Annotated in this window: 20 protein-coding genes; 4 read left to right on the top strand and 16 right to left on the bottom strand. The window is 68.8% G+C overall.

From position 1 onward, the window contains the following. The first annotated feature begins 22 nt into the window (after positions 1-22). The gene (locus AC1DF4_RS10935) at positions 23-703 is read left to right on the top strand and encodes a histidine phosphatase family protein (RefSeq protein ID WP_476912923.1); all 681 of its coding nucleotides are present in this window, start codon (positions 23-25) and stop codon (positions 701-703) included. 33 nt (positions 704-736) lie between these two features. Here AC1DF4_RS10935 and hutI read toward each other — a convergent pair whose 3' ends face one another. From hutI to tdh, 4 genes are all read right to left on the bottom strand, one after another. Then, entirely contained in the window at positions 737-1,945 is a 1,209-nt protein-coding gene (gene hutI, locus AC1DF4_RS10930; protein WP_476912922.1) for an imidazolonepropionase, read from the bottom strand. A gap of 11 nt (positions 1,946-1,956) precedes the next feature. Next, positions 1,957-3,081: an NAD(P)/FAD-dependent oxidoreductase gene (locus tag AC1DF4_RS10925; RefSeq protein ID WP_476912921.1), complete on the bottom strand. Its 1,125-nt coding sequence runs from the start codon at positions 3,079-3,081 to the stop codon at positions 1,957-1,959. Between the two features lie 83 nt (positions 3,082-3,164). After that, the gene (locus AC1DF4_RS10920; protein WP_476912920.1) at positions 3,165-4,373 is read right to left on the bottom strand and encodes a glycine C-acetyltransferase; all 1,209 of its coding nucleotides are present in this window, start codon (positions 4,371-4,373) and stop codon (positions 3,165-3,167) included. 47 nt (positions 4,374-4,420) lie between these two features. Beyond that, positions 4,421-5,467 carry an L-threonine 3-dehydrogenase gene (gene tdh / locus AC1DF4_RS10915; RefSeq protein WP_476912919.1) on the bottom strand — a complete coding sequence of 349 codons (1,047 nt, stop codon included), beginning with the start codon at positions 5,465-5,467 and terminating at the stop codon, positions 4,421-4,423. Between the two features lie 144 nt (positions 5,468-5,611). Between tdh and AC1DF4_RS10910 the strand changes: the two genes are divergently transcribed. Next, positions 5,612-6,517, top strand: a complete 906-nt coding sequence (locus AC1DF4_RS10910; RefSeq protein WP_476912918.1) for a LysR family transcriptional regulator — start codon at positions 5,612-5,614, stop codon at positions 6,515-6,517. A 99-nt stretch (positions 6,518-6,616) separates the two neighbouring features. Here AC1DF4_RS10910 and gatB read toward each other — a convergent pair whose 3' ends face one another. The 4 genes from gatB to AC1DF4_RS10890 form a co-directional block, all read right to left on the bottom strand. Next, the gene (gatB, locus tag AC1DF4_RS10905; protein WP_476912917.1) at positions 6,617-8,122 is read right to left on the bottom strand and encodes an Asp-tRNA(Asn)/Glu-tRNA(Gln) amidotransferase subunit GatB; all 1,506 of its coding nucleotides are present in this window, start codon (positions 8,120-8,122) and stop codon (positions 6,617-6,619) included. After that, positions 8,122-9,705 carry an Asp-tRNA(Asn)/Glu-tRNA(Gln) amidotransferase subunit GatA gene (gene gatA, locus AC1DF4_RS10900; protein WP_476912916.1) on the bottom strand — a complete coding sequence of 528 codons (1,584 nt, stop codon included), beginning with the start codon at positions 9,703-9,705 and terminating at the stop codon, positions 8,122-8,124. The genes gatB and gatA overlap by 1 nt, the downstream gene beginning before the upstream one ends. A 4-nt stretch (positions 9,706-9,709) precedes the next feature. After that, positions 9,710-10,006: an Asp-tRNA(Asn)/Glu-tRNA(Gln) amidotransferase subunit GatC gene (gene gatC / locus AC1DF4_RS10895; RefSeq protein WP_056432749.1), complete on the bottom strand. Its 297-nt coding sequence runs from the start codon at positions 10,004-10,006 to the stop codon at positions 9,710-9,712. A gap of 354 nt (positions 10,007-10,360) precedes the next feature. Further along, positions 10,361-11,788, bottom strand: a complete 1,428-nt coding sequence (locus AC1DF4_RS10890; protein WP_476913089.1) for a CitMHS family transporter — start codon at positions 11,786-11,788, stop codon at positions 10,361-10,363. A 159-nt stretch (positions 11,789-11,947) separates the two neighbouring features. On the opposite strand from AC1DF4_RS10890, the gene AC1DF4_RS10885 reads away from it, so the two are divergent. Both AC1DF4_RS10885 and AC1DF4_RS10880 read left to right on the top strand, forming a co-directional pair. Next, positions 11,948-13,702, top strand: a complete 1,755-nt coding sequence (locus AC1DF4_RS10885) for a sensor histidine kinase (RefSeq protein WP_476912915.1) — start codon at positions 11,948-11,950, stop codon at positions 13,700-13,702. Further along, complete coding sequence (locus AC1DF4_RS10880) at positions 13,695-14,366, top strand: response regulator (protein WP_476912914.1); 672 nt, start codon at positions 13,695-13,697, stop codon at positions 14,364-14,366. Before AC1DF4_RS10885 ends, AC1DF4_RS10880 begins: the two co-directional genes overlap by 8 nt. Positions 14,367-14,445: 79 nt before the next feature. Here the strand turns inward: AC1DF4_RS10880 and AC1DF4_RS10875 are convergent, their stop codons facing one another. The 8 genes from AC1DF4_RS10875 to AC1DF4_RS10840 form a co-directional block, all read right to left on the bottom strand. Next, positions 14,446-14,829, bottom strand: a complete 384-nt coding sequence (locus AC1DF4_RS10875; RefSeq protein WP_476912913.1) for a RidA family protein — start codon at positions 14,827-14,829, stop codon at positions 14,446-14,448. A 103-nt stretch (positions 14,830-14,932) separates the two neighbouring features. Next, positions 14,933-15,454, bottom strand: coding sequence for a hypothetical protein (locus tag AC1DF4_RS10870; RefSeq protein WP_476912912.1), 522 nt, complete (start codon positions 15,452-15,454; stop codon positions 14,933-14,935). A 102-nt stretch (positions 15,455-15,556) separates the two neighbouring features. Continuing rightward, positions 15,557-16,060 (bottom strand): GNAT family N-acetyltransferase, encoded by a 504-nt coding sequence (locus AC1DF4_RS10865; RefSeq protein WP_476912911.1) that lies wholly within the window; start codon positions 16,058-16,060, stop codon positions 15,557-15,559. 91 nt (positions 16,061-16,151) lie between these two features. After that, positions 16,152-16,991: an inositol monophosphatase family protein gene (locus AC1DF4_RS10860; RefSeq protein WP_476912910.1), complete on the bottom strand. Its 840-nt coding sequence runs from the start codon at positions 16,989-16,991 to the stop codon at positions 16,152-16,154. Next, positions 16,988-19,276, bottom strand: a complete 2,289-nt coding sequence (gene ligA / locus AC1DF4_RS10855) for an NAD-dependent DNA ligase LigA (RefSeq protein WP_476912909.1) — start codon at positions 19,274-19,276, stop codon at positions 16,988-16,990. The genes AC1DF4_RS10860 and ligA overlap by 4 nt, the downstream gene beginning before the upstream one ends. A 133-nt stretch (positions 19,277-19,409) precedes the next feature. After that, the gene (locus tag AC1DF4_RS10850; RefSeq protein ID WP_056432770.1) at positions 19,410-19,673 is read right to left on the bottom strand and encodes a hypothetical protein; all 264 of its coding nucleotides are present in this window, start codon (positions 19,671-19,673) and stop codon (positions 19,410-19,412) included. A 208-nt stretch (positions 19,674-19,881) separates the two neighbouring features. Beyond that, positions 19,882-24,327: an FtsK/SpoIIIE domain-containing protein gene (locus AC1DF4_RS10845; protein ID WP_476912908.1), complete on the bottom strand. Its 4,446-nt coding sequence runs from the start codon at positions 24,325-24,327 to the stop codon at positions 19,882-19,884. Then, entirely contained in the window at positions 24,324-25,064 is a 741-nt protein-coding gene (locus tag AC1DF4_RS10840; RefSeq protein WP_476912907.1) for a hypothetical protein, read from the bottom strand. Before AC1DF4_RS10840 ends, AC1DF4_RS10845 begins: the two co-directional genes overlap by 4 nt. Positions 25,065-25,080 lie beyond the last annotated feature (16 nt).

The following is a 25,080-nucleotide window of genomic DNA, read 5'->3' as shown; positions in this document are numbered from 1 at the left end:
CCGGGCCCTATGCTTGGGGTTTATGAGTGCGCCCGCGAAAATCATTCTGATCCGGCATGGCCAGTCCGCCGCCAACGCCGACACTTCCATCTACAACCGGGTGCCCGATTACCGGATTCCGCTGACCGAACTCGGTCTGGAACAGGCCCGGGCAGCCGGCGAACAGGTCCGGCGGCTGCTGGACGGCCGGCAGGCCTGCGTGTATGTCTCCCCCTACCTTCGGGCCTACCAGACCCTGGAGGCGCTCAACCTCGGTCCGCTGATCGAGCGGGTGATCGAGGAGCCGCGGCTGCGGGAGCAGGACTGGGCCAACTTCCAGATCGCCGGTGAGATCGAGGACCAGAAGGAACTCCGGAACGCCTACGGCCACTTCTTCTACCGCTTCCGGGAGGGCGAGTCCGGCTCCGACGTCTACGACCGGATCTCCTCCTTCATGGAAACCCTGTACCGGCACTGGTCGAAACCGAGCTACGCCCCCAACGCGCTGTTCGTCACCCACGGACTCACCATGCGGCTGTTCTGCATGCGCTGGTTCCACTGGTCGGTGGAGTACTTCGAGTCCCTCAACAACCCGGACAACGCCGAGGTGCGGAGCCTCCTGCGGACCGAGCTGGGCAAGTATGAGCTGGACAAGCCCTTCAGCCAGTGGGTGGAGCGCCGCGTCGACGAGACGGTCCTCGACGCCCCGCCGATGTTTTTCTAACGGGCCCCGCAAGAGTTGGGGCCACGAGCCCAGTCAGCGGGCGCGGACCCCCGCGCGCCAGACGGCGTGGGTCAGCGGAATGCCGGGCCGGTAGGCCAGATGCGTGGCCGAGGGCGCGTTGAGCACGTGCAGGTCCGCGCGGTGTCCGACGGCGATCGAGCCGACGGCGCGTTCGCCGTCGGCGTCGTTCCCGGACTCCCGACCGAGCGCCAGCGCGCCGCCGTAGGTCGCGGCGCGCACCGCCTCGTGGACGCTTAGGCGCATCTGGAGCACGGCGGTGGTGACGCAGAAGGCCATCGAGCTGGTGTAGGAGGTCCCCGGGTTGCAGTTGGAGGCCAGCGCGAGCTGCACGCCGGCGTCGAGCAGTTCCCGGCCCGGCGCCAGCGGCTGGCGGGTGGACAGGTCACAGGCCGGCAGGCACGTCGCCACGGTGCCGCGCCCGTCACCGGACTCGGCGTCCCAGCCGGACCAGCTGGCGGCGAGGGCGTCGACGTCGGCGGCGGACAGGTAGTTCACGTGGTCCACGCTCGCGGCCCCGAATTCGACGGCGAGCCGCACGCCGGGGCCTTCCCCGAGCTGGTTGCCGTGCACGCGCAGGCCGAGCCCGGCGTCCTTGCAGGCCTGGAGCACGCGCCGGGACTGGTCCTCGGTGAACGCTCCCCGCTCGCAGAAGACGTCGGCCCAGCGGACGAACGGCCGGACGGCCGCGAGCATGGGGCCGCAGACCAGGTCCGTGTATTCCTCGGCGTCCATCCCGGCGGGCACGAGGTGCGCGCCGAGGTAGGTGACCTCGTCCGCCACGGTGGAGGCGATCCGGGCGCTGCGGGCCTCGTTCTCCACGTCCAGGCCGTACCCGGTCTTGGTTTCGAGGTAAGTGGTGCCCTGCGAGACGGCTTCTGCCACCCGGCCCATCGCGAGCCGGGTGAGGTCGAAGTCGCTGGTACTCCGGGTGGCGCCGGTGGTCACGGCGATCCCGCCGGCGCTGTAGCTCTCCCCTGCCATCCGGGCCTGGAACTCGGCGGTCCGGTCGCCGGCGAAGATCAGATGGGTGTGCGAGTCGACCCAGCCCGGCAGCAGGGCCCGGCCCCCGGCGTCGACGGCGTCGTCGGCGGCCGGCGCGTCCGCCGCGGGGCCGAGCCACGAGATCCGTTCGCCCTCGATGACCACCGCCGCGTCCTTCAGGACCCGGTGGTCCGCGTCCTGGGTCATCAGCTCGGCAATGTTGGTAATGAGGGTGCTCATGAGTCCATTCTTCAGCGCCGGATGGACCAGCGCGTCGCCGCCAGGGCTTCCACTGTCCGGGATGCCGGACCGGCTGCTTGGGCCCCGCCCGGAGCCACAGAGGCGCTCTGGCCTGCGAGGATGAGTTCCGCGGCCAGTTCGGCGATGGCGGAGGACGTCTGGAATCCGTAGCCGCCCTGCCCGGCGAGCCAGAAGAATCCGGGGGCTTCGGCGTCGAACCCCACCACCGGGATACCGTCGGCCGCTTCCGTCCGCAGCCCGGTCCAGGCCTGGCGGACGCCGCGGATGCCGAGGGTGGTCAGGGTGTCGAGGCGGGCGATCAGCGCCTCGACGTCGCCCGGGTGCGGCTGTGCGTCCTCAGGCCCGCTCGGTTCGTGCTCCGAGGGCGAGATGAGGACCTGTTCGCCGTCGCGCCGGAAGTAGAAGCTTTCATCCGCGGCGGCCACCATGGGGCAGCCCTGCGGGAGCGGGTGGTCGACGTCGACAATCGCTGCGGTGCGGCGGTACGGCTGCAGCTGGACCTTCTCGACACCGCTCAGGACGGCAAGTTCATCGGCCCAGGCGCCGGCGGCGTTGACCACGACGGCGGCCTGGAAGCCTTCCTGCCCGGCGCCGAGCTCCCAGCCGGAGCCGAGCCGCTGGGCCGAATGCACCCGGGCGCCGGTGATGATGTCCACGCCGCCCTCAACCGCCCACTCCCGGTGGTCTTCCAGCAGCAAGGACGCGTTGCAGGCGAAGGATCCGGAGTCCAGGCCGGCGGCGGAGAAGGAATCCGGAACCAGGGCCGGGCAGAGTTTCAGGGCTTCGGCATGGCTGATCCGGTGCATGAAGCCGCTGGCCTGCTGCTGGACGGCTTCCTCGTCGCCGATCAGCATAAAACGGCGCGGCGAAAGCACAGGTTCAGGCCGCGTACCCTCGCGGATGCCGATGAGTTCCAGCGTGCGCATGGTCAGTTCCTGGACCACGGGAGGCCCGTAGCTGGGGATCAGCTGCCGGGCCGAGCGCGCCGAGGTGTGGTACCCCAGCGTCTGCTCGGCTTCCACCAGCGCGACGCTGCATCTTCCGGCAAGGGCGGAGGCAAGGGACAGGCCGGCGATACCGCCGCCGACAATCACGACATCGTAATGGGCTGACATGGTTCCATCCTTGCAGACGGAAACGGTTGCGGCGCCGTTTGTGGCGCCGCAACCTCTGTTCTTCTCGGCCGCCGGACCGCCGCTTAGCCGGCGACGGCGGCGCGGCTGCGCACGAAGGCCTGCACGCAGGCCTCGACGTCTTCGGCGCTGTGCGCGGCGGAGAGCTGGACGCGGATCCGCGCCGCGCCCTTGGGTACCACCGGGTAGCTGAACGCGGTCACGAAAACACCGTTGTGCAGCATGGCGTCCGCCACCTTGGCGGCCATCACGGCGTCACCGAACATCACCGGGACGATCGCGTGCTCGCCCGGAAGCAGGTCGAAGCCCTCCTCGGACATGCGGCTGCGGAAGAGCCCGGCGTTGGCGAAGAGCTTGCTGCGCAGCTCGCCGGAGTTCTCCACGAGGTCCAGGGCCTTGAGCGTGGCCGCGACGATGGCAGGGGCCAGCGAGTTGGAGAACAGGTACGGGCGGGCCTTCTGCCGGAGCATGGCCACGACTTCTCGGCGGCCGGAGACGTAGCCGCCGGAGGCGCCGCCGAGGGCCTTGCCGAAGGTGCCGGTGTAGATGTCCACACGGTCCGAGACGCCCGCGTGCTCCGGGGTGCCCGCACCGGTGCCGCCCATGAAGCCGACGGCGTGGGAATCGTCCACCATGACCATGGCGTCGTACTTTTCCGCGAGGTCGCAGATCGCCTCGAGCGGGGCCAGGAAGCCGTCCATCGAGAAGACGCCGTCGGTGACGATGATCTTCCGGCGGGCCGGGTTCTCCTGCGTGGTGGCCTCGATCAGCTTGGCTTCGAGATCCGCCATGTCCTGGTTGGCGTAGCGGAAGCGCTGGGCCTTGCAGAGCCGGATCCCGTCAATGATCGAGGCATGGTTCAGCGCGTCGGAAATGACGGCGTCTTCCGGGCCGAAGAGCGATTCGAACACGCCGCCGTTGGCGTCGAAGCAGCTGGAGAACAGGATGGTGTCCTCGGTGCCGAGGAACTTGGAGACCCGCTCCTCGAGGGCCAGGTGCAGGTCCTGGGTGCCGCAGATGAAACGGACACTGGCCATGCCGAAGCCACGCTCGTCCATCGCGGCCTTGGCGGCGGCGATGATCTCCGGGTGGTCCGCGAGTCCCAGGTAGTTGTTGGCGCAGAAGTTCAGCACGTCCGCGCTGGACCCACCGATCTGGCCGGCCTTGATGCGGTTGGCCTGGGGCGAGTCAATGTGCCGCTCGGTCTTGAACAGGCCGGCGCTGCGGATCCCGTCCAGTTCGTTCTGCAACTGGTCCTTGATGGCTGAATACATGGGTTGTGCTCCTCAGCTGGTGGGTCGGTGGGCCGAAACGGTGGCGGTTAGAAGCAGGTCCAGTCGAGGACCACCTTGCCGCCGACACCGGCGCGGGCAATCTCGAAGCCCTTCTCCCAGTCGGTGGCAGGAAGGGTGTCCGTCACGACGGCGGAGATGTTGGCGTGCAAGACCGGGTTGGAGGACAGCATGGCGCTCATGGCGTACCAGGTCTCGAACATTTCGCGGCCGTAGATGCCCTTCATAGTGAGCATGTGCGTGACCACCTTGCCCCAGTCGATGTCGATGGACTGGCTGGGCAGTCCCAGCATCGCGATCCGGCCGCCGTGGTTCATGTTGTCGATCATCTCAGGCAGTGCCGTGGGGTGTCCCGACATTTCCATGCCGATATCAAAGCCCTCACGCATGCCCAGTTCGCGCTGGGCGTCCTTGACGCGCATCTTCGAGACGTCGATGGCGAGGTCGACGCCGAGCTTGCGGGCCAGTTCCAGCCGCGGGGCGGAGACGTCGGTGATGGCGATCTTGCGGGCGCCGGCGTGGCGGGCGACGGCGATCGCCATCAGTCCGATGGGCCCGGCGCCGGTGATCAGCACGTCCTCGCCGACGAGCGGGAAGCTGAGCGTGGTGTGGACGGCGTTGCCGAAGGGGTCGAAGATGGCACCGAGTTCCGGGGTGACCGAGGCGTCGGTGTGGACCCAGACGTTGGTCTCGGGGATCACCACGAACTCGGCGAAGGCGCCGTCGCGCTGGACCCCGACGCTGACGGTGTTGATGCACATCTGCTTGCGGCCGGCGCGGCAGTTGCGGCAGATGCCGCAGACGATGTGGCCCTCGCCGGAGACGCGGTCCCCGATCTTGACGTCGAGGACGTCCTCGCCGACCTCGACCACCTCGCCGTAGAACTCGTGGCCGGCGATCAGCGGGGCGTTGATGATGCCCTGGGCCCAGGCGTCCCAGGACTGGATGTGCAGGTCGGTGCCGCAGATGCCGGTGGTCATGACGCGGATCTTGACGTCGCCGGCGCCGGTTTCAGGCTCCGGGCGGTCGACGAGTTCGAATCCTGCGTGGGCACCGGCCTTGTAGAGAGCCTTCATGGGCCTTCCTAACTTCTGGGACACTCTGCCGTGGAGGCAGATGGTGTGGGACAACTCACCCATTAGAGCCGCTGGAAAGCGTTAGCACAACCGGATTTTTCTCAATCGACGATTTAGCGTTTCCTTGCGCATAGACTGGGCAGCATGGAAATCCACCAGCTTGAGATGCTCCGCGAATTGGGGGCCCTCGGCAGCGTCAAGGCCGTCGCCGAAACCCTCCTGGTCACGCCGTCGGCGGTGTCGCAGCAGCTGGCCGCGCTGCAGAAGTCGGTGGAGGTCCCGCTGACCCGCAAGGAGGGCCGCAACCTGGTCCTGACGGAAGCCGGCCAGGTGCTCGCGGATGCCGGGGCCGCCGTCGTCAGCGCCATGGCGGACGCCCGGACGGCGATCGGCGCTTACCACGGTTCCCCGGTGGCGCCGGTGACGCTGAGCGGCTTCCACAGCGCGGGGCAGGCCTTGTTCGCGCCGCTCGCGCGGCTCCTGGCCGGTCCCGGGCAGCCGCGGATCCTGCTCTCCGACGAGGACGTGGCGCAGCAGGACTTTCCGGCGCTGACGGCCCGGTATGACCTGGTGCTGGCGCACCGGATGGATCACAGCCCGCGCTGGCCGGAGGAACGCGTCGCGGTGATCCCGCTCGCGCACGAGCCGCTGGACGTCGCGTTGCCGGCAGGGCACCGGCTGGCGGGCCAGCGGGCGGTGACGGCGAACGACGTCGTCGGCGAACCCTGGGTGACCAGCCGCACCGGGTACTCCCCCGCGGACGTGCTCTCCGCCGTCGCGGCCGTCTCCAGCCGGGAACTGAACATCGTGCACCGGATCAACGACTACTCCACGGTGGCGGCGCTGGTGGCGACTGGGAGCGTGATCGGCCTGCTGCCCCGGTACACCGCACGGCCGGTGCTGAACCCGGACATTGTGCTGCGGCCGCTCGAAGGCATCAGCACCCGGCGCCGGATCGACGTCCTGGCCCGGCCGGAAAACCTCAAACGCACCTCGGTCATGATGGTCTGCGACGCGCTGCAGACCATTATGACGGAGCTGGTCACCTGATTCGCCCCTTAACCCAAACTGGCCCGCAGCGGGGACCAGTTTGAGGATTCAAAACGGTCCTGCTGCGAGCCAGTTTGGGCTGGGTGTCAGCCTTCGACCCTAGCCTTCGACGCCGAGGCGCTGCAGGATCAGCTCCTTGACGCGGCCGGCGTCGGCCTGGCCGCGGGTGGCCTTCATGACGCCGCCCACGATCGCGCCGATGGCCTGGAGCTTGCCGGCACGGATCTTGTCCGCGACTCCGGGCTGCGCGGCGAGGGCCGCGTCGATGGCTTCGAGCAGGGGGCCGTCGTCGGAGACCACGGCGAGGCCGCGCTTCGCCACGATTTCCGCCGGGGTGCCTTCGCCGGCGAGGACGCCGTCGAGGACCTCGGTGGCCATCTTGTTATTAATCTTGCCGTCTTCCACCATCTTGTTCAGTTCCACGATGGTGGCCGGGGCGACGCCGAGCTGGCCGGGGTCGACGTCGGCGTTCTTCGCGCGTCCGACGATCTCGCCCATCCACCATTTGCGGGCGACCGTGGGGGTGGCGCCGGCGGCGATGGTTTCCTCGATCTCGTCCATGACGCCGGCGTTGACGACGTCGCGGAACTCCAGGTCGGAGTAGCCCCAGTCGGCCTGCAGGCGCTTGCGGCGGGCGGCCGGAGGCTCGGGCAGTGTGGCCCGGAGTTCCTCGACCCACTCGCGGGAGGCGACGATCGGGACCAGGTCCGGTTCCGGGAAGTAGCGGTAGTCATCGGCGTCGGACTTGGGCCGGCCCGAGGTCGTGGAGCGGGTGTCCTCGTGCCAGTGGCGGGTTTCCTGGATGACCGGCTCGCCGGATTCCAGGACGGCGGCGTGCCGCCGAATCTCGTAGTGGACGGCGTGCTCGACGGCGCGCAGCGAGTTGACGTTTTTCGTCTCGGAGCGGATGCCGAAGCGTTCGCGGCCGTGCGGGCGGAGCGAGACGTTGGCGTCGCAGCGGACGTTGCCGCGTTCCATCTTGGCGTCCGAGACGCCGAGGTTCTTGACGATCTCGCGGACTGCGGCCACGTAGGCCTTGGCGAGCTCGGGCGCGCGGCTGCCGGCGCCCTCGATCGGCTTGGTGACGATCTCGACAAGCGGTACACCGGAGCGGTTGTAGTCCACGAGGGAGTAGTCCGCGCCCTGGATGCGGCCGGCGGCGCCGCCCATGTGGGTCAGCTTGCCGGCGTCCTCCTCCATGTGGGCGCGTTCGATTTCGACCCGGAACACGGTGCCGTCGGAGAGCTCGATGTCGAGGTAGCCGTCGTACGCGATGGGCTCGTCGTACTGGGAGGTCTGGAAGTTCTTCGGGGTGTCCGGGTAGAAGTAGTTCTTCCGGGCGAAGCGGCAGGTCTCGGCGATCTTGCAGTTGAGCGCCAGGCCGATCTTGATCGAGGACTCGATGGCGGTCTTGTTCACCACGGGCAGCACGCCGGGCATGCCGAGGTCCACCTCGTTGACGTTGGTGTTGGGCTCGTCGCCGAACACGTTCGGTGCGGAGGAGAACATCTTGGTCTTGGTGTTGAGCTCCACGTGGACCTCGAAGCCCAGGACGGGATCGTACTTCTCCATCGCCTCTTCGAAGCTGAGGGTTGCGTCAGTCATTAGTGGGAACCTCCGTGGCTCGAAGCGGCAGCATCAGTAAGGGCGGAGCCCGTAAGGGAAGGGGCCGTCAACGAGGGGGCCTTGTCGAGCAGGGGGCCGCCCCACTGCGCCTCGAGCAGGGATTCGAGCACCGCACCGACCCGGTACAGCCGGGCGTCCTGGCGGGCCGGGGCCAGCAGCTGGACGCCGACCGGCAGCCCGTCCTCGTCGGCCAGGCCGCCGGGCAGGGACAGCCCCGGGACGCCGGCCATGTTGGCGGGGATGGTGGCGACGTCGTTGAGGTACATCGCCAGGGGGTCGTTGAGCTTCTCGCCGAGCTTGAACGCCGTGGTGGGCGCCGTCGGGGAGATCAGCACATCGGCCTTGGCGAACGCTGCGTCGAAGTCGCGCTGGATCAGTGTGCGCACCTTCTGGGCCGAACCGTAGTAGGCGTCGTAGTAGCCGGCGCTCAGCGCGTAGGTGCCCAGGATGATGCGGCGCTTGACCTCGTCGCCGAAGCCGGCGGCGCGGGTGGCGCCCATGACGCGTTCAATCGTCATCGGGCCGTCTTCGGGCAGGACCCGCAGGCCGAACCGGACGCCGTCGAACTTTGCCAGGTTGGAGGAGGCCTCGGAGGGCATGATCAGGTAGTAGGCGCCCAGGGCGTACTTGAAGTTGGGGCAGGAGACCTCGACGATTTCGGCGCCGGCGTCCTTGAGCAGCTCGAGGGATTCGTTGAAGCGGTTCTCGACGCCGGCCTGGTAGCCCTCGCCGTGGAGTTCCTTGATGATGCCGATCTTCATGCCGTGCACGTTGCCGACCGACGCCGCGGCCACGAGGTCCTCCAGCGGGTCCGGCAGCGACGTGGAGTCGTGCGGATCGTGCCCGCCGATGACCTGGTGCAGCAGGGCCGAGTCCAGCACGGTGCGCGAGACCGGGCCGATCTGGTCCAGCGAGGAAGCCATGGCGATCGCACCGTAACGGGACACGCCGCCGTAGGTGGGCTTGACGCCGACGGTGCCGGTGACGGCGCCGGGCTGGCGGATCGAGCCGCCGGTGTCGGTGCCGAGGGCCAGCGGGGCTTCGAAGGCCGCGACGGCAGCAGCGGAACCGCCGCCGGAGCCACCGGGGATGCGGTCCAGGTCCCAGGGGTTGTGGGTGGGGCCGAAGGCGGAGTGCTCGGTGGAGGAGCCCATCGCGAATTCGTCGAGGTTGGTCTTGCCCAGGATCGGCATCTTCGCGGCGCGGAGGCGCTTGACTACGGTTGCGTCGTAGGGGCTGTGCCAGCCTTCGAGGATCTTCGAGCCGGCCGTGGTGGGCTGGCCGACGGTGACGATCAGGTCCTTGACGGCGATCGGCACACCGGCGAGGGCATGCAGCTCCTCGGCAGCGGCGCCGCCGGCGGCGCGGATCGCGTCCACCTCGGCGGCGACGGCGAGCGCCTCTTCCGTGTTGACGTGCAGGAAAGCGTTGACCTTGCCGTCGACGGCGGCGATGCGGTCCAGGTGCGCCTGGGTGACCTCGACGGCGGTGACCTCGCGGGCGGCGAGCTTGCCGGCGAGCGCTGCGGCGGAGGAGCGGATCAGTTCGTTGTTTTCAGTCATGTTCTTAGCCCTCATCCAGGATTGCCGGGACCTTGAAGCGGCCTTCGTACGCATCGGGAGCGCCGGAGAGTGCCTGCTCGGCCGTGAAAGTGTGGCCCACAACGTCTTCGCGGAACACATTCGTCAGCGGAATCGGGTGGGACGTGGCCGGGACGTCATCACCGGCGGCTTCACTGACGGACTTCACTGAATCGACGATGACGGCCAGTTCGCCGGCCATCCGGTCCAGCTCTTCAGCACTCATCTCGATGTGCGCGAGACGCGCGAGATGCGCGACGTCGTCGCGGTTGATCGCAGCCATGGATCTCCCCTGCAAGTTCGGATTATTTTCCGTCCCAGTCTACGTGTCTGAACGCCCTGCCGCCGTCCGGCTGGTCGCCGGCTGTGGTCACCTTCCGGCGGCGGGCCGGACGATCCTCCGCGTGCTCGCTCGTCCTCCCCACCGTCCCCCTCCCCTCGCAAGCTCGGGCAGGGAACCTTGACGGCGTGGGCCCACGCTTAGACGCACGCTTCCGGATGTCCGTCCCGTCGCCGGTGTGCCTCCGTCACCTCGTGCTGTTCCGGCCTTCACGGCAAATCGACAAGAAAGCAGAGTACGGAAAATCTTCCGCACTCTGCTTTCTCGTTGTTTGTTCTTGTGGTGCTCGTTGGTTTGTTAGCCGATGCCGATGGCTCCGGTGAGGACTCCGACGGCGAGCATGATCAGGGAGATGACGGCGGTGCGCCAGAGGACCTTTTTGTGGTGGTCGCCCAGGTCCACCTTGGCGAGGGAAACCAGGAGCAGGATCGCCGGGACGAGGGGGCTCTGCAGGTGGAAGGGCTGGCCGGTGATCGAGGCACGGGCCATGTCCACTGCGCTGACGCCGTAGTGGCCGGCGGTCTCGCTGAGCACCGGGAGGACGCCGAAGTAGAAGGCGTCGTTGCTCATGAAGAACGTCATCGGGATGCTGAGGACGCCGGTGATGACGGCCATGAACGGGCCCATGTCGGAGGGGATGATCGCGACGAGCCATTCGGACATGGCCTTGACCATGCCCGTGCCGTTCAGGACGCCGGTGAGGACGGCGGCGGCCATGACCATGCTGACGACGGCGACGATCGACGGTGCGTGGGCGATCAGCTGGGCGCCCTGGTCCTTGACCTTGGGGAAGTTCACCAGCAGCGCGATGGCGGAGCCCACCATAAAGACGAACGGCAGGGGAATGATGTTGGCGACGAGGGTCACCATGACCGCAACCGTCAGGCCGAGGTTGAACCAGAACAGCTTGGGACGCAGGGTGGCGCGGTTGGGGTCCAGCGCGGTGTCCGCCATGGCGGAATCGCGGTCATCGACGAGCACTTCGGTGCGTTCCAGGACAGCCACCGAGCCACTGCCGGCGGGGGTTCCACCGGAGGGACGGGTGCTCTTGCTCCGGCCACCTGTGCCGCCGTCGAACTCAGCGCCTTCGGCCCAGATTTCGGGGGCCACGGCGCGGAGCCGGTTGCGTTCCTGCAGGCCCAGGAGCCAGGAGAAGACGAACACTACGACAAGTCCCGCAATGAGGGACGGGATCATGGGAACGAAGACATCGTTGACGTCGAGCTTCAGAGCGGTTGCGGCACGGGCGGTGGGGCCGCCCCAGGGCAGGATGTTCATGGTGCCGTTGGCCAGGCCGGCGACGCAGGTCAGGACCACGGGGCTCATCTTGAGGCGCAGGTAGACCGGCAGCATGGCCGCGGTGGTGAGGATGAAGGTGGTGGAGCCGTCGCCGTCGAGCGAGACGGCGGCCGCGAGGATGGCCGTGCCGAGGACCACCTTGGCGGGGTCGTTGCCGAGCTTGCGCAGGATGAACCGGACCAGGGGGTCAAAGAGCCCGACGTCGATCATCAGGCCAAAGTAGATGATGGCGAACATGAGCAGGGCCGCCGTGGACGTCATCGATTTCATGGAGTCCATGACCATGGGGCCGATGCCCAGTCCGGCGCCGGCGAAAAGTCCGAAGACGGTGGGGACGATGATGAGCGCCAGCACGGGCGTCAGCTTCTTGGTCATGATCAGCACCATGAATACCGCGATCATGGCGAATCCTAGTAATACCAGCACGGCCGGCTCCTTCTTCATTGAATCGCACCACCCCGGTGTGATGCGTACTACAGACGTTAGAGTGGCGCGCGTCACGGCTGGGCCTTTGCCTCATTTGATTGGCATACTGCTTATTGGACGCATTTTGCGCATTCTGCTCACACCCGAAGGAGGACCGCCGTGGCACGGTTGACCGGGCAGCGCTTAGCCCGCCGGGCCCCTCTGCGTTTCTCCACCCAGACCCTGCTGCTCCAGCTGGGGGTCGTGGCGCTGGTGGTGCTCCTGACGAGCGCTGTCCACGTCTGGCTCACCTACGACGGGCTGGGCCGCGAGGCGGAGAACCAGGCTCTGACGCTGGCCCGGACCGTGGCCTCGGACCCCGATGTGCGGGCAGAAGTCCAGCAGATCAGCGCCCTGCCCGGCACTCCCCCGGCCGCCGAACTGCTGGCCGGGCCGCTGATGGCAGCCGCCGAGGGCGCCCGCAGCCGCACCGGCGCCCTCTTTGTGGTCATCACCGACGAGACCGGCCTGCGCCTGGCCCACCCCGACGCCGAACGGCTGGGCGAGCGGGTCAGCACGGACCCGTCCGAGGCCCTGGCCGGCAAGGAAGTCACCACCCGGAACACCGGAACCCTCGGCCCCTCCGCCGGCGCCAAGGTCCCGGTGTTCGCCCCGGGCGCGGACACCGTGGTGGGCGAGGTCAGCGTGGGCTACTCCACCGAAACCATCGGCCAGAGCCTGGCCCGGGACGTCGTTCCGATCGTCCTGACTGCTGCCGGTGCCCTGCTGGTGGGCGTGTTCGCCTCCTTCCTGCTCCGGCGGCGGCTCCAGCGCCTGACGCTGGGCCTGGAGCCGGAGGAAATCAGCACCCTGGTCCACGACCAGGTGGCGGTCCTGCAGGGCGTCGACGACGGCGTGATCGGCGTCGCCGCCGACGGCAGGATCAGCGTGTTCAACGCCGCCGCGCAACGGCTGCTGGACCAGCCCGACCTCACCGGAACACCATGGGCCGACGCGCCGGTGCCGGCGCACCTGCTCGCCCTCACCCGGGCCGACGCCGCGGAAGGCGACGCGGTGGAACTCGTCGCCGGCGGCCGCGTGCTGGTGGCGAGCGCCCGCAAGGCCCTGCACGGCCGCGAGGACCTGGGCTGGGTGATGATGCTGCGGGACCGGACCGAACTCCAGCAGCTGACCCGCCAGCTCGACGCCGTGGGGACCATGTCCACCGCGCTCCGGGCCCAGCGGCACGAGTTCGCCAACCAGCTCCACACCATCGCCGGCTTCATGAGCATCGGCCAGCACCAGCAGGCCCGCGACTACCTGGCACGGCTCGCAGCCACCGGGCCGCTGAAGTTCCCGGTGGACCAGGCCGAGCTGCTCCAGGACCCGTACCTGCAGGCCTTCCTCGGCGCCAAGGGCGTGGAAGCGGACGAACGCGGCGTGACGCTGCGGCTGGGCCCGGAAACCCTGGTCCGCGGCCAGGTCACCGAACCGCAGGAAGCCACCACGGTCCTCGGCAACCTGATCGACAACGCCGTGAACGCCGCCGTCGCGGGTTCCGCGACGGACCGCTGGGTCGAGGTGGAAGTGCTCGACGGGCCCGGCACCGGAGCCGACGGCGGCACTCTCCATATCGTCGTCGGGGATTCCGGCGACGGACTGCCGGCCGCTGACGCGGGCGGAGGTGCCGACGCGGTGTTCGAAGAAGGCTTCACCACCTCGGAACGCCCGGCCCGCGCGGGAGCCGGCCACGGCCTGGGACTGGCACTGGCACGCCAGCTGGCGCGCCGCCGCGGCGGGGACGTGCGGGTGCTGGACCCGGGCTCCCCCGGAGGCCCGGGCGCGGTGTTCATGGCGACCCTGCCGGGGACCACGGCTCCCCCTGAGTCGGCGTCCAGAGAAACGAAGCCCACTGAAAGGGACAACGATGTCTGAGAACTTCCGGGTGTTGATTGTCGATGATGATTTCCACGTGGCCAAGCTGCACGCGGCCTATGTGGACTCGGTGGCGGGCTTCCTGGCGCTGCCCCCGGCCGGATCCGCGTCGCAGGCTCTCCAGGCGATCCACAGCCTGCGTCCGGACCTGGTGTTGCTGGATGTCTACCTGCCGGACGCGTCGGGCCTGGACCTGCTGCACCAGCTGGATGTGGACACGATGATCCTCAGCGCCGCCGCGGACACGGCCTCGCTCCGGCTCGCGTTCCGGCGCGGCGCGCTGGGCTACCTGCTCAAGCCGTTCACGGCCGAGTCGCTGTCCCAGCTGCTGCGCTCCTATGCGCGCTACCGGCGGATCCTGGCCCAACCGGGGAATGTCACCCAGGAGACGGTGGAGCGGGCCAAGCGCGCGCTCATCCCGGGGGATGTCATTGCCTCGGCCAAGCCCCGGTCCGCCACCGAGGCCGCCGTGCTCGAATCGCTGGAACCGGGCGAGCAGTATTCCGCTGCCGAGGTGGCCACCCGCGTGGGCGTTTCCCGGGCCACCGCCCAGCGGTACCTCTCAGCGCTGGCCGACGACGGCGCCGTCGACATTCAGCTGCGCTACGGCACCACCGGGCGGCCCGAGCACCGCTACGGGCTGCCGTCGACCGCGGGCGCCTGAGCCCGCTTACAAGCAACGCGGGTCACTTACGGCCCGTCCCGGGGCCCCGGGACGGGCCGTAAGTGACCCCGCGTTGGTGTTAGCTGGCGGTCTTCTGCGCGACGAGTTCGATCTCGACCAGCATCTTGGGATCCAGGAACGGGAGCACGTGGACCAGGGCCAGGGTGGGGCGGATCTCGCCGAAGACTTCACCGTGGGCGCGCCCGGCTTCCTCCCACTGGCTGATGTCCGTCAGGTACAGCTTGGACTGCACCACGTCCGCGTAGCCGAAGCCGGCGTCGGCGAGGACGCTGCCGAGCTTGTCCAGGATGAAGCGGGTCTGGGTGTAGAAGTCCTCGCCTACGATCCCGTCCTCTCCGCTGGCGGCGGTGGCCGATATGTAGAGGGTGTTGTCCACCTGGACTGCCCGGGAGTAGCCGACCTTCTGTTCCCAGACGGAACCGGTGCCGAATGTCTTGCGCATGGATGTGCCTTTCGCAGTGTGGCGTGGGAGTCGGCACCACTTTAGGGCGGCAGGAGCTGCGGCCGGTAAACCGGCGGAAATGTGTCGTGCGGGTCTCCCGGGGTCAGCTGCCGATGTCCCGGTTCTTGCGGAAGGCGTTGCTGCGGGCGTGCTCGTGGACGCGGGTGAGGGCCTCGATCTGGGACCGGGCGTCGTCGCCGAGGGCAGCGAAAGTGGCCGGTTCGAGTCCCAGTTCAGGGGCCAGCTCCTCCAGGGTCTGCCAGCCGCCGAGCTTTCCCAGGATCGCGGCGCGCATCAGTTCGGCCTCCAGCACCATTGTCATCGGGGACCGGCGGACGATGCGGCCGTTGAGCTTGAGCCGCCCGGCGTGCTCGGCCAGCCAGGCCGCGGCCTGCCGGTGCGGGCGCTGCCGGACCCCCAGCTCGTGGATTAGGCCGAGGAGCATGTCCCGTTCCCGGGTGATTTCCGCGCTGACCCTGGAGAGTTCGGCGGACACCGGGGTGTCGGCGAAAGCCTCGGCCATCCGCTGGATCCGGGAGACGCCGGCGGTGGCACCGGTCAGGTGGTCGGAGAGGTACAAGCCGAGGAGTTTACTGTCAATTGAGGCGGGGATATGCGGTGCCATGGATCCTCCAGAATGCCTTCGCCAAAAGCGCTTCGATTGACCAAAACCCTACACGGTCACGGGTACGTTCCGGCGGGTGCTGCAGGCGGCTGGAGCCTGGTGTTACAGCTCCTGGCGGTACACCAGCAGTTTGATGTCCGTATCCGGCACGACCCAGTCGCGCTCGGGCGCCCGCTGGAAGCCGGTCTTCTGGTAGAGCCCGTGGGCGCTTTCCCAGGTCAGGCCCGTGGTCAATGCCACGGCGTTGATCCCGGGCAACGACCGGCCATGGTCCAGGATGGCGTGCACCATGGCCTTCCCGGCACCGCTGCGCTGCACGTCCGGGTCCACTACGAGCATCCGGAATTCCAGCTCATCGCCCTGCGCGATGTCCGCGTAGGGTTCGCCGGCCACGGCCAGGGTCACGGAGCCGACGATCCGGCCCTCGCGTTCGGCCACCCAGATGGTGGCGTTGGCTGCCCGGCGGGCCACGTCCTGGATTTGGAGCATGTACGGGTGGTCGGCGCTCTCAAAGTAGCCCGCGGCCAGGTAGGCGTCCCGGGTGATGCGCGCGATGGCGTCGTAGTCGGCCGGAACTGCGGGGCGGATGAGGATCTGAGGATGCACCTGTCCATGCTACGGGCGGGCGCGGCGGTCCGGTCCCGGATCGGGCGTTTCCGTGACTGAACTATCAGAACGGCACCCGCCGGCGGCGGACCTAGAGCGGGAACTTGCCGGAGAGCTCCAGGGTTCCGGCGCAGGTCCAGGCCGCGAGGCGCTCGTCGTCGGAGGGGCCGCCGGCCAGCGGGCTCGTCAGCCGCGGACGGCGGACCCAGCAGCCGGCTTCCTCGGCGATCAGGGCGCCAGCGGCGAAGTCGTGTTCGTTGAGGCCCCGTTCACCGTAGGCGTCATGGGTTCCGTCCGCCACGAGGCAGAGGTCCAGGGCCGCGGAGCCGAGGCGGCGGACGTCGGCGAAACCGTCCATGAGGCTGCGCAGCCCCGCGGCCTGTTCCGCCCGGACGTCCGGATCGTAGCTGAAGCCGGTGGCCAGGATCTGCCCGGTGCGCCCGGCGACGGGTCCGAAGAGCTGCGTCCGCCGGCCGCCCTCCTCGAGCCACGCCCCTTGCCCGCGCAGGGCGTAGTACCTCCGGCCCAGGGCCGGGGCGTCGACGACGCCGGCCAGCCAGACGCCGTCGGGGTCTGCCACGGCCACGGAGGTGCCGTAATAGACGATGTTGCGGATGAAGTTGGTGGTGCCGTCCAGCGGGTCGATGGACCAGCGGTAGCCGCTGGGCGATGCCGGGAGCACGGTGCCGCCTTCCTCGCCCGTGATGGTGTCGTCCGGCCGTGCCCCGGTGATGACGTCCCGGACGGCGGTTTCCGCGGCGAGGTCGAAAGCGGTGACCCAGTCCCCGGAGTCACCCTTGTTGCTGACGTCCAGCTTGGCCGTGGTCCGGCCGGCCAGGACCGCCGCACCGGCCGCCGCGGCCGCCCGGGCGAGTTCCAGCAGCGCGGCCGGCAGGGAGCTTGCGGACCCGACCGGTGCATCGGCGCTCATTCGGCCACAACTTCCTGATGGTCCTCTTCGGCATCCTCGCGCGCGCCGTCGCCGGTGTCCGCGTCGGCGGCCGGCGACTCCCCCGAATCCGCGCCGCTGCCGGCGTCCGCCGGGCCGTTGGCCAGTAGCGCACGGAAGCCGTCCTCGTCCAGGACCGGCACGCCGAGCTGTTCGGCCTTGTCCAGCTTGGTGCCCGCATTCTCGCCGGCCACCACGTAGCTGGTGTTCTTCGAGACCGAGCCGGCCGCCTTGCCGCCGCGGATCAGGATGGCTTCCTTGGCCTCGTCCCGGCTGAAGCCCTCCAGGCTGCCGGTCACCACGATGGTCAGTCCTTCCAGGGTCCGCGGCATGGATTCGTCGCGTTCGTCCTCCATCCGGACGCCGTCGGCCGCCCAGGTGTCCACGATTTCGCGGTGCCAGTCCTCGGTGAACCATTCGGTCAGGGCCGCAGCGATCACCGGGCCGACGCCGTCGACGTGGGCGAGTTCCTCTTCGGACGCCTGCCGGATGGCGTCCATGCTGCCGAACGCCGTCGCGAGGGCCCGGGAGGCCCGCGGGCCCACATGCCGGATGGACAGCGCCACGAGCACGCGCCAGAGCGGCTGGGTCTTGGCCTTCTCCAGTTCGCGGAACAGCTTGTCGGTGGTGGCCGTGGGCTTGGACGGCGTCTTGGCGGTGCCCTTGCTGAAGAAGTACGGGACCAGCTCGAACTCGCCGGTGGCCACGCCCTTGGACCGCTTTTCGCGCCGGATCCGGACGTCCGCGAGGTCGGCGGGGGTCAGCCGGAACAGGTTCGCCTCGGTGGTCAGCGGCGCGGTTTCCGGTTCGGCCGGCTGGGTCAGGGCGATCGCGGCTTCCCAGCCGAGGGCCTCAATGTCGAAGGCGCCGCGGCCGGCCAGATGGAACACACGTTCGCGCAGCTGCGCGGGGCAGGAGCGGGAGTTGGGGCAGCGGATGTCCACGTCCCCTTCCTTGGCCGGCGCGAGGGGCGTGCCGCAGAAGGGGCACTCTGTGGGCATCACGAAATCCCGGACCGGCGGATCCTGCTGGTCCCGGAGCGCCAGGACCGGGCCCACGATTTCCGGGATGACGTCCCCCGCCTTGCGGAGCACCACAATGTCGCCGATCTTGACACCCTTGGCAATGACCACTTCCTGGTTGTGCAGGGTGGCCATCTCCACGGTGGAGCCGGCCACCTTGACGGGTTCCATCACGCCGTACGGGGTGACTCGGCCGGTACGGCCCACGTTGACCGCGATGTCCAGCAGTTTGGTGTGGACTTCCTCGGGCGGGTACTTGTAGGCGACAGCCCAGCGCGGGACGCGGGTGGTGTAGCCGAGGGCCCGCTGGGTGGCGAAGTCGTCGACCTTGACCACAATTCCGTCGATTTCGTGGGTGAGGCTGTGCCGCTTGTCTCCGTAGTTCCGGATGAAGTCCAGCACGTCCTTGAGCCCGGGCAGGACCTCGAAGTACGGGCTGGTGGGCAGGCCCCAGGAGGCGAGCTGCCGGTAGGTGTCCGACTGGCTGACGGTGCTGAGCCCCTCGCGGGCGCCGATGCCGTGCACATACATCTTCAGCGGGCGCTTGGCGGTTTCCGCCGGGTCCTTCTGGCGCAGCGAGCCGGCGGCGGCGTTGCGGGGGTTGGCCAGGGGCGCCTTCCCGGCCTCGATCAGCGCCTCGTTGAATTCCGCGAAGGCCTTGGACGGGATGAACACCTCGCCCCGGACCTCCATCTCGGCCGGGAAGCCTTCGCCGCTGAGCTGCTGCGGGATTTCCTTGATGGTGAGGACATTGTGGGTGATGTCCTCACCCGTGGTGCCATCACCGCGGGTGGCGGCCCGGACCAGGACGCCGTCGCGGTACAGCAGGTTCACGGCCAGGCCGTCGATCTTGAGTTCGGTGAGCCAGGCCGGCGTCCCGTTGCCGAGTTTGGTGATGTTGGCTTCGGCCTTGGCGACCCACGCCTCCAGTTCCTCGAGGGAAAAGACGTCCTCCAGGCTGTACATGCGCTGCAGATGTTCGACGGCGGCAAAGGCGGCCGACACTTCGCCGCCCACCTCCTGGGTCGGGGAGTCGTTGGCCACGAGCTCGGGATGCATGGCCTCGATCGTCTCCAGGCGCCGGTAGAGTTCGTCGAACTCGGCGTCGGAGATGATCGGCGCGTCCTCCTGGTAGTACGCGAAGCGGTGCTTGCGGACGTCCTCGACGAGGACCTCGTATTCTTCGCGCACGGCCTCGGACGGCGTTTGAGTGTCGGCTTCTGCTGCAGTGTTCCCTGTGCTCACAGACCTATCCTGCCTTACATCGCCGACATTGTCCGGTCCGGATTACCGGGCGCAGGGCTGTCCAAAAGTGGGGCTTAAGCCCGCAGGGCCCGGACGCTGCTGCGTCCGGGCCCTGCGGGAAAAGAACCTTGGCCTAGCGCGAAGCGCTTTCCTGCTCGGTGGCGTTGCGGCTGGCCTGCTTGCCGGCCTCCTGCAGCGCCTGGGAAACCTTTGCCAGGGCGGCAACGTGCTGGCCGTTCCATTCGCTGCGGAACTTGTCGGCGTCCGGGCCCTTCCAGTCGGTGCCCTCGAGCACCTTGGTCAGCAGCGACTTCTGCTTGTCGATCTCGGACGAACCGGCCTGCAGCTTGGTCCCAAGAGTCTTGAGCTGAGCAATGTCTGCGCCCCAAATAGCCATGCGTTATCTCTCCTAAAATTCAATGAAACGGACCCGAATTCTGTCGGCGTCCCCCAAAGGCCCCCGGCTGTTCCGGAAGTCCATTGCCTAAAAGCTACCCTGCCCGCCGAAAAAGTGTCGATGGGCAGCCCTCCCCATCCACCGATGCCCTGTCAGTTGTTGTCCCTATCCGGCCCGGATAAGGACCACAACTGACAGGGCAACGGGTCTAGTTCCGGTTCTCGGGCGGCAGCGCGACCTGGAGCTTGCGGACCTTGCCGCGGCCCACGATGTAGCCGCGGCCCGGGATGAAGTCCGTGCTGATCCGGCCCAGCGAGGTGCTGAGCAGGCTGTCGCCGTCGATGTCGCCGGGGTTGAGCAGCAGGCCGCGGCGGCCGGACTTGAACGGCTGAGCCAGCGACCACGCCGAGGACCAGGTGGAGGTCTCGGATTCGCCCACCACCCATTGTTCGGCCTTGACCGACGCCGTCACGAGCCGTTCGATCCCGGATTCCGCGCCCGTGTCGGTGAAGTCGGTCAGCCCCTCGATGAAGATCGCCAGCTTGCCCGGCGTGCCGGTGGAGTAGTCCACCAGCTCATCGAGGGCCTCCTCGACGTCGTCGACGCCCACCACGGAGCGGTCCCAGAGCTTCAGGGACGCCGCGGCGGAGCGCCGGGAGCCGACATAGATCAGTTCGACGCCGGGGTTGGAGCGGCGCAGCGCGTAGGCCAGGGTCACCAGCGCCACGGTGCGGCCGGAGCCGGGAGGGCCGGCCAGCAGCAGCGGTCCCTTGGCCAGGATCTCGGCCGGCTGGAGCGTCTCGTCGTCGACGCCGATCACCGGCAGGTCCGGGCTGCCGGCGGGCAGGATCTCGAGGTCCACCTGGTCCGGCAGGCGCTCGATCTGCGGGGCGCGTTCCACGCCCTGGCGCAGCATCGCCTCGCTGAGCCTGTGCACCTCGCGGGCCTGCACCGCCAGGTTGGAGTTGCCGCCGAGCACCGCAAGCTGCACTTCGAGGTTGCCCAGGAGTCCGCGGCCCGGAGGCGAGGCCTGGCCCAGGACATCCTTGGGCACGTCCATGGACAGGTAGTCGTCCTCCGAAGAGAGGCGCAGCACCAGCCGGCGCTGGATCGAAGCCAGCAGCGACGCCGGCACCGAGTTGGGCCGGTCCCCGCTGACCACGAGGTGGATGCCCAGCGGGCGGCCGTCGGTGGCGAGCTGCAGGAAGATGTCCCACAGCGCCGAGAGCTTGCTGTATTCGTAGGCCTCGCGGAAGGAGGACATGCCGTCCACGAGCACGAAGATCCGCTTCTCGTCCGGCATGTTCGCCAGCTTCCGGTATTCCACAATGGTCGACGCGCGGACTTCCGAATAGCGGGCCGCGCGGTCGTCCGCGAGGTCCCGGAGCCAGCGCAGCAGCCGGCCGACGCGTTCGACGTCGTCGCCGTTGATGATCTCGCCGACGTGGGGCAGCTCATCGAGCATCTTGAGCCCCGAGGAGCCGCAGTCGATGCCGTAGACGTTGACCGGCCCGCCGCGCGGGGTGACCGCGGCAGCGATGGCGATGCTGCGCAGGGCCGCTGACTTGCCGGAGCCGCCGGTGCCGTAGATGGCCATGTTGCCGTCCTGGTCCGGCTCGTAGAAGACCGTGGGCTGATCCTGGTGCGCGGGGTCGTCCGCCACGCCCAGGAGCAGCCGCTCGTCAGTGCGGGGGTTCGGCAGCTTGGAGAAGTCGTAGGTGGTGGCGAGTTCATCCAGCCAGGGTTTGCGCGGCGGCTCGATGGAGAGCACATCGGCGGCCTTGATGATGTTGGCGGTCATCCGGGCGATGTCATTCGGGCCCGCAGCGTCTTCCTTGACCGGGCTCTCGGGTGCCGGGGCGGCCCAGGCCGGTCCGGAGCCGAAGGCCATCTCGACGATCTCGATCTGCGGCCGCTGCGGCTTCTCCGTGGTCCAGCCGCCGGCATAGCCGGTCTGGAAGCCCTGGATCCGGCCGGGACCGGTCTTGGCGGCGCCGCGGCCGGGGATGGACGGGTCGAAGTACGCCGCGGTGGGCACGCCGAGGATATCGACGGCGTCGTCCTCGTCGGCCATCCGCAGCGCCACCCGCAGGTTGGTGTTGGCGCGCAGGCTTTCCTTGATGACGCCGGCCGGGCGCTGGGTAGCCAGGATCAGGTGCAGGCCCAGGGACCGGCCGCGGGCGGCGACGTCCACCACGCCGTCGACGAATTCCGGCACCTCGGTGGCGAGGGCCGCGAACTCGTCCACGATGATGATCAGGTACGGCGGCGCGTCCGGGTCCGCTTCGCGCTGGAGTTCCAGCAGGTCTTTGGCCTTCTTCCGGTTCAGCAGCCGTTCCCGGTGGTGCAGCTCGGCCCGCAGCGAGGTCAGCGCCCGGCGGACGAGGTGCGGGGAGAGATCGGTGACCAGGCCCACGGTGTGCGGCAGGTGCAGGCAGTCCGCGAACGCGGCGCCGCCCTTGTAGTCCACGAACAGGAAACTCACCCGGTCCGGGCTGTAGGCCGCGGCCATGCCCATCACCCAGGACTGCAGGAACTCGGACTTGCCCGCGCCGGTGGTGCCGCCGACGAGGGCGTGCGGGCCCTCGTTCTTGAGGTCGAGGTAGAGCGGTTCGATGCCCTTGGAGCCCACCAGTGCCCGGAGCGTGCCGTTGTCCTTGCGGTTGGGCACGGCGGAGGCCCGGACCGAGTTGTTTTCGGTCCAGCGTTCGGCCACGGCCGCCGGGTTGTCGAGGAAATCCTTGCCGATCAGGGTCGCGTAGGAGACGGCGCGCGGCAGGTCGGAATCGTCCTCCAGCGGCTTTCCGACGTCGACTACCGGCGTGAGCATCCGGGCCAGCTGGGCGGCGAGTCCGGCGTCGAGGCTTTCGCAGCTGACCGGGAAGGTGTGCCGGCCGAGCCGGACCTGGCCGGTGGTGGTGCCGTGGTCGCCGTCGACCGCCATGAAGTCCCGGCACGCGGCCGGAAGCTGCTGCACCGACGACGCCACCCACATCACGTGCACCCCGGAGTCGGGGCCCCGCTCGAGGACCCGGGTGAGCCGGCCGCGGTCCACCGGCGCGTCATCCTCGACGACCAGCAGCACTGTGGGCAGGAGCGGTTCCGCCAGGTCCGTGCCGAGCGGGTCGACGCCGGGACGCAGGGCCGGGCGCGGAGTCTGCGACGCGGCCTCGCGCTGGTCGATCAGGTCTTCCAGCCGGGAGAGCAGGGCTGAGCCGCCCGCGGGGCCGGCGGCGAGGTGATCGCCGCTGAGCGGGCTGTGGCCGGACCCTACGTGCGGGAGCCACTGCAGCCATTCCCAGCGTTCCTTCGACTGGGCCGAGGTGATGGCTGCCAGGACCACCTCGGCCGGCGAGTGCAGGCCGACGAGCTGCAGGACCATGCCGCGGGCCACGTCGTCGACGAGGCCGCGGGATCCTGCCAGGCCGAAGGAGCCGGCGGAGCGCAGCTGCGAGACGACCGGCACGCCCTCGATGTCCCGGAACTGCGCCATGCATTCCTGGATTTCGGCCATGTATTCGGCTTCGGTGTCGTTGCTGTTGGGCTCCTCGAACTGGATCCGCGAGGGTGCGGTGCCCAGGCCGAAGCGCAGGCCCAGGAATCCGGTGTGCTCGGGCCGGTGGGTCCAGAGCAGCGGGCCGAGTTTGTAGATCGAGTCCACCGTGTCGCTGACGGAGGGTGCTTCCTGCAGCCGGACCGAGCGTTCCACGTTCTGCAGCCGGGTGATGTCCGCGCGGAAAACGGCCATGGATTCGCGGAACTGCTTGAGCTGTTCCTTGCGCTCCCGCTTGGCCTGCAGCTTCTGGTCCACGTAATGGCCCACGATGAACAGCGGCATCATCAGCATAAAGACGACCGAAAGCACGTTCTGGGTGACGGCGAACAGGATGCCGCCCATCATCAGCGGCGCGAGCAGCATGATGTACGGGAAGGCGTGGTGCTCCTGGCGCTTGGGCCCGGCGGGGAGCATCCGTTTCTGTTGCTCGAAGCGCGGCACCACACGCGGCGAGCGGTTGAAGTCGATCAGCGGGGACGTCGGGGCGGAACTGTGCCCGGTGCCCAGCGACACCACCGAAACGGTCGTGTCGCCCAGGGCCACGGTGTCCGAGGAGTTCAGCGTGGCGCGGGTGACGGGCAGCCCGTCCATCAGCAGCCCGTTGGCCGAGTTCGTGTCCACGATCTCCACCGTCTCGCCGACCGTGATGCGGGCGTGCCGCTTGGACGTGAGCGGGTCCGTGAGCCGGATGTCGGCATCGCGGCCCCGGCCGATGTAGCTGGTGCCCGACGGCAGCGAGAATTCGCGGCCGACGTCGGGCCCGGACAGCACCCGCAGCGTCGCCGCCGCCGGCCCCCGGTTCGCACCGGGCGTCCCGAACTGCTCACTGAGCTGGGTCAGCGAGACGATGGAGCCCGGCCGGAGCCCGGATTCGAGCAGGTTGTCCTTGCGGTCCAGGACGCTGCCTTTCATGCCGCCGGCGGCGAAGGCCTCCTCGATGCTGAGGGAGAGGTTCGACGGCGGCGGGGTCCCCCGCCGTGCCGGGTCGGCGGCCCAGAGCTGGGTGGCGATGTCCGCCACCGTGGCGAGCCCATCCACGGTGACGGCAAGGTCTTTGGCCTCGGCCGGGTCGCGGCGCAGTGTCAGTCGGATTCTCATGCTTCGTGGGTCTTTCCCGTGCCGGGTTCTTGGGGCGGTTGCTTGGCTCTGTTGTGCTCTTCGAGCAGGTACAGGTCAGCCGGCGTCACCAGGTGTGAGGTGACGGCGTGCTCCACGAGCCGGGCGCGGCGGTTGGTGGCGAGTTTTCCGCCGCCGCCGCGCAGGCCGGCGACCCCCACTCTGTCCAGTTTGTCGCACACGTTGTCGAGCTTTCGGTTGAACCGGGTCAGTGCCCAGCCCAGGGTCTTGGCGGCGTCGGCGGAGGACGGAATGGCGCTGAAGCCGGTCCCCTCGCGGCGCAGCACGGGCTCGGCGAGGGCCACGATCAGGGCCTTCTGCGAGTCGGTGAAGAGCACCGGGCCGATCGTAGTGTCACCGCCGCTGTCCTCCTCGCGCGATTCCTGCCGGAACGCTGGGGTGCGGAGGTGCACGGCGAACTCGTAGGTGGTGGGTCCGGCGGTGAAGATGACGTTCGTGTGGCTGAAGACCAGCGGAATCCGTGCCCCGGGCGAGAGCCAGGCCTGCATCCCGCCGGAGGCATCGGCGATGGTCGCCGAGAGCATGCTGCCGACGTTGCTGAGCCACCAGATGCCGTCGTAGCGGGCGATCTGCAGGAACTGCCGGTGCAGGTACGGGTTGTCGTCCACCTCGAGGTCGCCTTCGCGTCCGATGCTGAAGATGTCCTCGTCCGAGGGCTCATGCCACTCGCCGCAGAAATCTATTGCCAGATCCCCCATGTGCCGTGCCTTTCTG

The sequence above is a fragment of the Arthrobacter sp. 05N429 genome, from assembly GCF_056397045.1.
This window is presented reverse-complemented; position numbering and strand designations above follow the sequence as displayed.

What these genes read in the sequence shown, in the direction of transcription:
- AC1DF4_RS10935 (WP_476912923.1), top strand. Translation starts at nt 23, where the DNA reads ATGAGTGCGCCCGCGAAAATCATTCTGATCCGGCATGGCCAGTCCGCC.
- hutI (WP_476912922.1), bottom strand. Translation starts at nt 1,945, where the DNA reads ATGAGCACCCTCATTACCAACATTGCCGAGCTGATGACCCAGGACGCG.
- AC1DF4_RS10925 (WP_476912921.1), bottom strand. Translation starts at nt 3,081, where the DNA reads ATGTCAGCCCATTACGATGTCGTGATTGTCGGCGGCGGTATCGCCGGC.
- AC1DF4_RS10920 (WP_476912920.1), bottom strand. Translation starts at nt 4,373, where the DNA reads ATGTATTCAGCCATCAAGGACCAGTTGCAGAACGAACTGGACGGGATC.
- tdh (WP_476912919.1), bottom strand. Translation starts at nt 5,467, where the DNA reads ATGAAGGCTCTCTACAAGGCCGGTGCCCACGCAGGATTCGAACTCGTC.
- AC1DF4_RS10910 (WP_476912918.1), top strand. Translation starts at nt 5,612, where the DNA reads ATGGAAATCCACCAGCTTGAGATGCTCCGCGAATTGGGGGCCCTCGGC.
- gatB (WP_476912917.1), bottom strand. Translation starts at nt 8,122, where the DNA reads ATGACTGACGCAACCCTCAGCTTCGAAGAGGCGATGGAGAAGTACGAT.
- gatA (WP_476912916.1), bottom strand. Translation starts at nt 9,705, where the DNA reads ATGACTGAAAACAACGAACTGATCCGCTCCTCCGCCGCAGCGCTCGCC.
- gatC (WP_056432749.1), bottom strand. Translation starts at nt 10,006, where the DNA reads ATGGCTGCGATCAACCGCGACGACGTCGCGCATCTCGCGCGTCTCGCG.
- AC1DF4_RS10880 (WP_476912914.1), top strand. Translation starts at nt 13,695, where the DNA reads ATGTCTGAGAACTTCCGGGTGTTGATTGTCGATGATGATTTCCACGTG.
- AC1DF4_RS10875 (WP_476912913.1), bottom strand. Translation starts at nt 14,829, where the DNA reads ATGCGCAAGACATTCGGCACCGGTTCCGTCTGGGAACAGAAGGTCGGC.
- AC1DF4_RS10870 (WP_476912912.1), bottom strand. Translation starts at nt 15,454, where the DNA reads ATGGCACCGCATATCCCCGCCTCAATTGACAGTAAACTCCTCGGCTTG.
- AC1DF4_RS10860 (WP_476912910.1), bottom strand. Translation starts at nt 16,991, where the DNA reads ATGAGCGCCGATGCACCGGTCGGGTCCGCAAGCTCCCTGCCGGCCGCG.
- AC1DF4_RS10850 (WP_056432770.1), bottom strand. Translation starts at nt 19,673, where the DNA reads ATGGCTATTTGGGGCGCAGACATTGCTCAGCTCAAGACTCTTGGGACC.
- AC1DF4_RS10845 (WP_476912908.1), bottom strand. Translation starts at nt 24,327, where the DNA reads ATGAGAATCCGACTGACACTGCGCCGCGACCCGGCCGAGGCCAAAGAC.
- AC1DF4_RS10840 (WP_476912907.1), bottom strand. Translation starts at nt 25,064, where the DNA reads ATGGGGGATCTGGCAATAGATTTCTGCGGCGAGTGGCATGAGCCCTCG.